Source organism: Litorimonas sp., from assembly GCA_029936425.1.
Lineage (GTDB): Bacteria > Pseudomonadota > Alphaproteobacteria > Caulobacterales > Maricaulaceae > Litorimonas.
The window spans coordinates 189,093-196,424 of record JAPYSU010000006.1; the positions used below are offsets into that span (position 1 = coordinate 189,093).

Below are 7,332 nucleotides of genomic sequence, written 5' to 3' on the forward strand. Positions count from 1 at the left end.
AGGGTTCCCCCTTGAAAACAGAATTAAAATGGCAGAAATTCTGTGTGATTGCGTTTGGTGCTCTCTTGCTCGGCTGTTCGGATAACTCTGAAACGACAACGGAGCCAGCTGAACAAAATGTTGAGATTATTTCTCATGAAGTTGAATTTTTAAACGATACAAATCGGGTAGAGGCTATTGGCACGGCGCGCGCTAAAGCATTCGCTGTTATATATCCCAAAACTGGCGGAGAAGTAATCCGTGTCAATTTCAGAGCCGGTGAATTTGTCGAGGCAGGCCAGACACTTCTACAGCTGGATTCCCGGGAAGAGAGTCTGGCCGTGCAGCAGGCCGAAATTTCGCTGAAAGACTCAGAGCAACTTCTATCAAGATATAAGCGCATAGACGTCCCGGGAGCAATTTCCGAAAGCCAGATTGAAGAAGCCCAGACCGCCCTGGAAGCCGCGAAAGTGGATTTGGCTCTTGCTAAAAACGCACTGTCGGAACGAACTGTCAGAGCGCCGTTTTCAGGTCATATTGGTTTCACAGAAATTGACGCCGGCGCCCGCATTACGCCTCAAACGGAAATTGCACGATTGGACGACCGATCCCTTATTTACGTGGATTTTGAGGCCCCTGAGCAGGTTTTTGGAGAGTTGGAGGTCGGCGAAATCCTCAATATGGAGCCATTCGCCCTACCGGATAGAGCGTTTGAGGCTAAGATCGAAACCATCGATAGCGGGATTGACCCGGAGCAAAGGAATTTCTCTGTCAGAAGCGTAATTGACAATGAAAATGATGAATTGCGACCGGGTATGAGTTTCCGCATTGGCTTTGATTTGCCGGGCCAAAGCTATCCCGCTATTCCCGAGGCGTCCATCGTTTGGGGCGGTGACGGGGCCTATCTTTGGGAAATACAGCAAGGCCTTGCCAAGCGTGTCTCTGTTACAATTGTCACAAGAGAAAAAGGTCTGGTTTTGGTCAAAGCGCCCTTGCAAGAAGGCGCTCAAATCATTGCCGAGGGCGTCCAGAAAGTACGAGAGGACACCCCCGTTCAAGAGGTTTTATCTGGTCGCTCAAACTCTTCGGTGTCGCGTAAGGGCAATGCGACGCAGGTTCAATAGTTATGGCCTATTCCGAGAAGAACGGATTACCCGAGATTGCGGTTAAGCGACCGTTACTCGTTTCTGTTTTAAACCTCCTCATTATTATCGCCGGACTGGCCGCCCTTTTAGGCATTGATGTCAGAGAATTGCCCGATGTGGACAGGCCCGTGGTTTCTGTGCGCGCTACATTGCCGGGCGGCGCCCCGGAAACTATGGACTCGGAAGTGACCAGCGTTCTTGAAGGCGCTGTCGCGCGTGTGTCGGGCGTGCGCGAAATCCGGTCTTCCAGTGAAGAAAATAATTCTAGAATTCGGGTCGAATTTGAACCTGGGATTGATTTGAACATTGCCGCCTCTGACGTGCGCGAAGCGGTCAGCCGCGTATCACGCCAGCTTCCGGATCGTGTTGAAGACGTCTTCGTGACAAAAGCCGATGAAGACGCGGGCGCGATTGTAACGCTCGCGGTTGTCAGTAATGCCTATAGTGAAGATGAACTGACACGAATAATAGATAATGATATTGCCCCGGCCATTCTGACCATTGAGGGTGTAGCGACCGTTCAGGAATTCGGGACACGAGAAAAACAGATGCGCGTCTCTGTCAATCCTTTACGTCTTAACAGGTTTGGTTTGACAATAAATGATGTCGCCGACGCCCTGCGTCAGGCTCCATTCGATATTCCGGTCGGAAGTTTCCGGTCGGAAGATCAAGAGCTTATCGTCCGAGTTGAGGCCACGGCCTCAACCCCTGAACTTATCAAGGACGTTATAATTCAAGATAATGTTAGAATCCGGGATGTGGCTGAAGTCGTTCTTGGCCCGGCCGATGCGAGTAATTTACTACGTCTAAATGGCCGCCCTGTTATCGGTTTGGGTATTGTGAGGCAGGCCCAATCCAATACAATTGATATTTCCAATCAGGTTTCGAAAAAAGTCGAAGACCTCAATGCCCGCTTTGAAGATATTGAGGTGAGCGTAACCTCGGATGACGCGGTCTTTATCCGAACCTCGGTTTCTGAAGTCTTCATGACCCTTTTAATTACCATCGGAATTGTCGTCTTGACCATTTGGCTTTTTCTCGGGTCCTGGCGCGCCACATTAATTCCGGCCGTGGCCATACCGGTCTCTCTTATCGGCACGATCGCCAGCATTTGGATTATGGGCTTTTCGGTCAATTTGCTGACCTTGCTGGCTTTGGTTCTAGCGACAGGGCTAATTGTGGATGATGCCATTGTCGTGCTGGAGAACATTCAGAGACAGCAGATGGAAGGCGTCAAAAGACGTAAAGCCGCCGCCTATGGAACCCGCCAGGTGTTCTTTGCCGTCGTGGCAACAACAGCCGTCCTCGTCGCCGTGTTTGTCCCGATTTCTTTCTTGCCTTCCACCACGGGCCGTCTCTTCCGAGAGTTTGGATTTGTCTTGGCCGTCGCCGTCATCATCTCTTCGTTCGTCGCTTTAACAATGGCTCCCGCCATTGCGGCCCAATTTCGATTTTCCGGGGACGACTCCTCACGAAAAGTCTTTTACCGTGTCGGGTCATACGCCTCCGGGTTTTACGAAAAATCTCTAAAGTTTTGTCTCAAACACGCTTGGCTACCCGTCCTTGCAAGTATGGCCGCGATCATTGGCGCGGGCTTTCTCTACACACAGATTGAAAATGAACTTGTTCCCCCTGAGGATAGAGGCCGGGTTGAGGTGTTTGCGACGGGGCCGGACGGAGTTGGGCTGAGTTATATGGAGCGGCAGGCCAATGACATAGAGGACATTTTACAACCCTATTTGGATAGCGGCGAAATCGAATCCCTGTTTACAGTTGTCGGGCGTTATGACCCGAACCGTGTCGGGGTAACGGCTCGCTTGGCTCCTTGGGAAGACCGCGACAGATCCCAGCAGGACATCATTGCAGAATTGGAAGAGCCTATGTCCCGCATTCCCGGCTCAAGAGTCTCGGTTTTCGGACGCGGGACACTCAGCGGCGGCGGCGGACGAAGCGGGTTGGAAGTCGCCCTGACTGGATCCGATTATCCCTATATTTATAAAGCAGCCCGGGATCTGGCCAGTAAAATTGATACAGAGTCCGATATCTTATCCAATTCCGAAATATCTTATCAACCCACCCAGCCACAGCTCGCTATTCAGGTTGACCGCCGTCGGGCCGCAGATCTCAATGTGCCCCTCGACGAAATCTCGCTTGTCCTTCGCGCCATGGTGGATGGTGAGGACTTGATTGATCTGAACGTAAATGATGAAGCGATTCCCATCATCCTCGCCTCTGAGACACGCGCGATCTCATCCCCTGCAGATTTGCGCAATTTATTTGTCCGCTCCTCAAACGGGGCGTTAATTCCGCTTTCCAGTTTGACAGTCTTGGAAGAACAAGGGGTGGCAGCAGAGCTGGACCGGACAGAGCAAAGCCGCGCCATTGAGGTCGAGGCCGATATCGCGTCTGGCGTGGCTTTAGCCGATGCGGTGGCTGAAATACAAAGATTGGCAGAAAGTACTCTTCCGGATGATATTGATATGATCCTGCAGGGTGAAGCCGATACACTCCAGGAGTCCTCTCGCGAATTACTTTATACTTACGGATTTGCCCTGATTATCGTCTTTCTGGTTCTTGTTGCCCAGTTTGAGAGCCTGACAAGTCCTCTGGTTGTTATGTTGTCTGTTCCTTTTGCTCTGGCTGCAGCAATATATGCGTTATTTCTCTCGGGCGTCTCTCTGAATATTTACTCTCAGATCGGCCTCATCCTGCTGATTGGTCTGATGGCGAAGAACGGAATATTACTGGTCGAATTTGCGGACCAACTCCGGGCCCGAGGACGGAGTCTACAGGACGCCATATTCGAAGCGGCGACCATGCGGGCGCGGCCTATTATCATGACCGTTATATCCACCGCTTTGGGCGCCTTACCTCTCATTTTATCGAGCGGTGCAGGCGCGGAAGCCAGGCTCTCTATTGGCTGGGTTATTTTCGGCGGCTTAGGGATTGCCGCAATTTTCACGCTCTTTCTGACACCCGTCATTTATTTGGGCATTGCGCGATTTAGCAAAGCTCAAAACACCCAAAACCTGGAAACAGAAGGCGAAGAGGATATTGACGGGCCGTCTGCTGCGGTGGAGCCAGCAGAATGAAAAAATTTAGCGGGCTGATTTCTCTGGCGGCGCTGGGCCTTGCCGGCTGTGTCACCGGGCCGGACCCAATTGCCCCCGATCTGGAGGCGCCGGACGCCTATCAGACAGAATTGAAATTTAATCAGGTGGCGTCTCCGGAAAAAGCCTGGTGGGAGGGGTTTTCCGATCCTGCCTTGAGTGAGTTGATAGAAACGTCACTGGACCAAAATCTGGATATTGAAAATGCCCTTGCCAATCTTGCAAGAGCCCGGGCGCAAGTCGGAGCTTCAGAATCCGACCTTTTCCCGAGCTTCGATGCTTTCGTGGATAGCGAAATATCTTCTATTCTGACCGGAGGGGTCGAAGCCGAGGCCAGTGCGACCGGAGGCGGAGTCTTCTCTTTTGATCCAGACATTGCCGGAAGAAACAAACGGGCTTTACAGGGCGCCAGAGCCCGTTTTGAGGCCGCTCGCTTTACAGTCGAAGATATCCGGCGTTTGACCGCAAGTTCCGTGGCCAACCAATATATTGCCCTGCGCCGATCCGGGGCGGCGATTGTTCTGCTGGAGACCTCGCTCGATCTACAGGAAAGAACTCTCGAAATTGTAACGGCCCGCTTTGACGCCGGACTCTCTCCGGCGCTTGATGTGGACCGCGCCGCCGCCGATCTGGCCCGCACGCAGTCTCAAAGAAGTTTATTGAGAGCCAATCGAAGGAGCGCGGAATACGCTCTTTCTGTCTTGGTTGGGGAAGCGCCCAGAGGGGAATATATGGGTCTCCCGGAAGAGGATATCATACCAAATTATTCGGCAGGGCCTGAATTGGGCGTTCCGACGGATTTGCTCCGGCGGCGTCCGGACATTCGCGCCGCCGAAGCAACTCTCGTCGCTGAAATTGCCGATATTGGCGTGGAACAGGCCGATCTATACCCGTCCCTTCGCCTGCCCGGGACCATCAGCGCCAGCCGGACGACCTCGAATAATGGATTGAACGCTTTGACAGCCAGTCTCGGGGCAATTCTGGACATCCCGATTTTTGATGCCGGGCGGAGACGCGCTGAAGTGGACATACAAAGAGCCGAAGCCGATGCTGCGATCGCCAAATATAAATCGACCCTTTTGGACGCCATTCGCGAAACTGAAACGGCCCTGTTACAAATTCAGGCTTTGACAGAACAAAAAACCGAACTGGAAAAAGCGGTGCAGTCCAGTCAGTCGGCCTTTAATCAGCTCAATGCGCTTTACCGTGAGGGCCTGGCGGATTTTATCGATGTTCTGGACTCTCAACGAACCCTCATCTCCAGCCGGGAAGCCGTTGTCGCGGCTGATGCCAATATCGCTTTGGCATATATCAATCTTTACACGGCGGTTGGATATTCGGAATAAGGGCGTCCATAAATGCACCGCCTTTATGTCCATCCTCAAATTTTTTAATTTGAACGTTTCACAAGATATTTTGCTGTGAAAACTAAGGTCTTATCTAAAAAGGAAAGAGACAGTTCGTCTCGCGAACCTTTGGTGGAGCCTAGGGGAGTCGAACCCCTGACCTCTTGCATGCCATGCAAGCGCTCTACCAGCTGAGCTAAGGCCCCTGTCCAATATGTGGGCCGAATGTGTCGGCTTGGATAGGTTTGCGCCGTTTAATCTCCGGCGCCGGAGCGGTCAAGACGACAATTGCCGTCTTGAGGGATTTAATACATTATAGACAATAGACCTAGATTTCGATCTCTTCAGGTTCTTCGTCGTCATCCGCGTCATCAGGCGGCGGCATTTCATTGTCGTCATCGTCATCTGTGACAAGAGCGGCATCTTCGTCTTCGTCTTCATCTTCGGAATAGCCGTCATAGCCCGGTTTTTCATCATCATCACCGGACGCGCCGCCCACAACGGCCATATCGTCGCCGTCAAGCTCTAGCTCTTTCGCGGCTTCCTCTTCTTCGTCGATATCATCCTCATCGACCTCTTTATTTTCGTTATCTTCGTCATCGTCGTCATCGTCGTCGTCATTCTTGGACTCAGGCGGTAATTGAGAAGATGGCAGAATAGGCGCCGTAACGAACTGATCCCAAGCGGTTTCAGTCGCACAAATGGGGCAAAGCGCCGGGTCTTTGCCAAGGTCATAAAATTTTGCATCGCATTCTGGGCAAACACGTTTTGTGCCCAAATCAACCTTCTTTGCCATCAGGATGGTCCTTCCTCTGTCGCAGTGTGTGCAGTGCGCCTGTCCTGCGATAAAATATATATTTTTTGTTGCGTGGAGAAATAGGCGTTGTAAAACCCGCTTCCCGCTGGTCAATCCGCCTCTTAGCGGCTGGGCTAATCAAGTCAACCGCCAATGGATGTCAGTCTGTATATGTCCTCACCTGTTAAGACCGCAACCGCCTCCCCCTCAACGGCTTTGAAGGGGACTGTTACAGCGCCAGGTGATAAGTCCATTTCTCACAGATCGATTATTTTCGGAGCCATGGCCGAAGGGGTCACGGAAGTGACGGGCCTGTTACGGGGAGAGGATATTTTATCTACTGTCAGCGCCATGCGGTCTTTTGGCGCGAAAATTACCGAAGAGGAGAGCGGCACATGGCGGATTGAAGGCGTTGGCGCCAAAGGATTTGCCTCGCCAACAGGTGATGTAGATTGCGGAAATGCCGGCACAGGCGTTCGCCTCATCATGGGGGCCGCCGCCGGATATAGGCTGACCGCCCGTTTTACCGGGGACGCCTCTTTATCCATTCGGCCGATGAACCGAATTTTGGACCCGCTTAGAGAAATGGGCGCTTCGGCTGACGCCCGCACACTGGACTCTGGCGAAGCTGGCCGCCTGCCTGTTAGGCTCAAAAGCGACGGAGCGCTTCGGCCGATTGAATACCGTCCGCCTCATGCCTCCGCTCAGGTAAAATCCGCCATATTATTGGCCGGGTTAAATGCGAAAGGCACAACAACCGTGATTGAGCCGATTGCGACGCGGGATCATACGGAAAATATGCTTCGCGCCTTTGGCGTTCCAGTGAACACCAAAACTATCGCCAATGCCGCCTATATCAGCGTGACCGGGCCGGCCAAGCTGAAAGCGACAAAGATAAAAGTCCCTGGCGATCCGTCTTCCGCCGCTTTTCCAATTATTGCCGCGCTCATTACACC

Annotated in this window: 5 protein-coding genes and 1 tRNA gene; 4 read left to right on the forward strand and 2 right to left on the reverse strand. The window is 52.3% G+C overall.

Annotated features, from left to right (window positions below):
• Positions 1 to 11 precede the first annotated feature (11 nt).
• The 3 genes from ACN0IC_RS08100 to ACN0IC_RS08110 are packed head-to-tail and all read left to right on the forward strand — an operon-like array spanning position 12 to position 5,580.
• Complete coding sequence (locus ACN0IC_RS08100; protein WP_416878265.1) at positions 12 to 1,103, forward strand: efflux RND transporter periplasmic adaptor subunit; 1,092 nt, start codon at positions 12 to 14, stop codon at positions 1,101 to 1,103.
• A 2-nt stretch (positions 1,104 to 1,105) separates the two neighbouring features.
• On the forward strand, positions 1,106 to 4,216 hold the full coding sequence (locus ACN0IC_RS08105) for an efflux RND transporter permease subunit (RefSeq protein ID WP_416878266.1): 3,111 nt from the start codon (positions 1,106 to 1,108) through the stop codon (positions 4,214 to 4,216).
• Complete coding sequence (locus ACN0IC_RS08110; protein WP_416878267.1) at positions 4,213 to 5,580, forward strand: efflux transporter outer membrane subunit; 1,368 nt, start codon at positions 4,213 to 4,215, stop codon at positions 5,578 to 5,580. The genes ACN0IC_RS08105 and ACN0IC_RS08110 overlap by 4 nt, the downstream gene beginning before the upstream one ends.
• A gap of 130 nt (positions 5,581 to 5,710) precedes the next feature.
• Here ACN0IC_RS08110 and ACN0IC_RS08115 read toward each other — a convergent pair.
• Together ACN0IC_RS08115 and ACN0IC_RS08120 are read right to left on the reverse strand one after the other, a co-directional pair.
• Positions 5,711 to 5,786, reverse strand: a tRNA-Ala gene (locus tag ACN0IC_RS08115).
• A gap of 122 nt (positions 5,787 to 5,908) precedes the next feature.
• Positions 5,909 to 6,376 (reverse strand): FYDLN acid domain-containing protein, encoded by a 468-nt coding sequence (locus ACN0IC_RS08120; RefSeq protein WP_416878268.1) that lies wholly within the window; start codon positions 6,374 to 6,376, stop codon positions 5,909 to 5,911.
• Between the two features lie 171 nt (positions 6,377 to 6,547).
• Between ACN0IC_RS08120 and ACN0IC_RS08125 the strand changes: the two genes are divergently transcribed.
• Positions 6,548 to 7,332: 3-phosphoshikimate 1-carboxyvinyltransferase (locus ACN0IC_RS08125; RefSeq protein ID WP_416878269.1), on the forward strand; the 785-nt coding region annotated here is incomplete at its 3' end.

Coding starts and splice junctions, on each gene's coding strand:
- ACN0IC_RS08105 (WP_416878266.1), top strand. CDS start 1,106: ATGGCCTATTCCGAGAAGAACGGATTACCCGAGATTGCGGTTAAGCGA.
- ACN0IC_RS08110 (WP_416878267.1), top strand. CDS start 4,213: ATGAAAAAATTTAGCGGGCTGATTTCTCTGGCGGCGCTGGGCCTTGCC.
- ACN0IC_RS08120 (WP_416878268.1), bottom strand. CDS start 6,376: ATGGCAAAGAAGGTTGATTTGGGCACAAAACGTGTTTGCCCAGAATGC.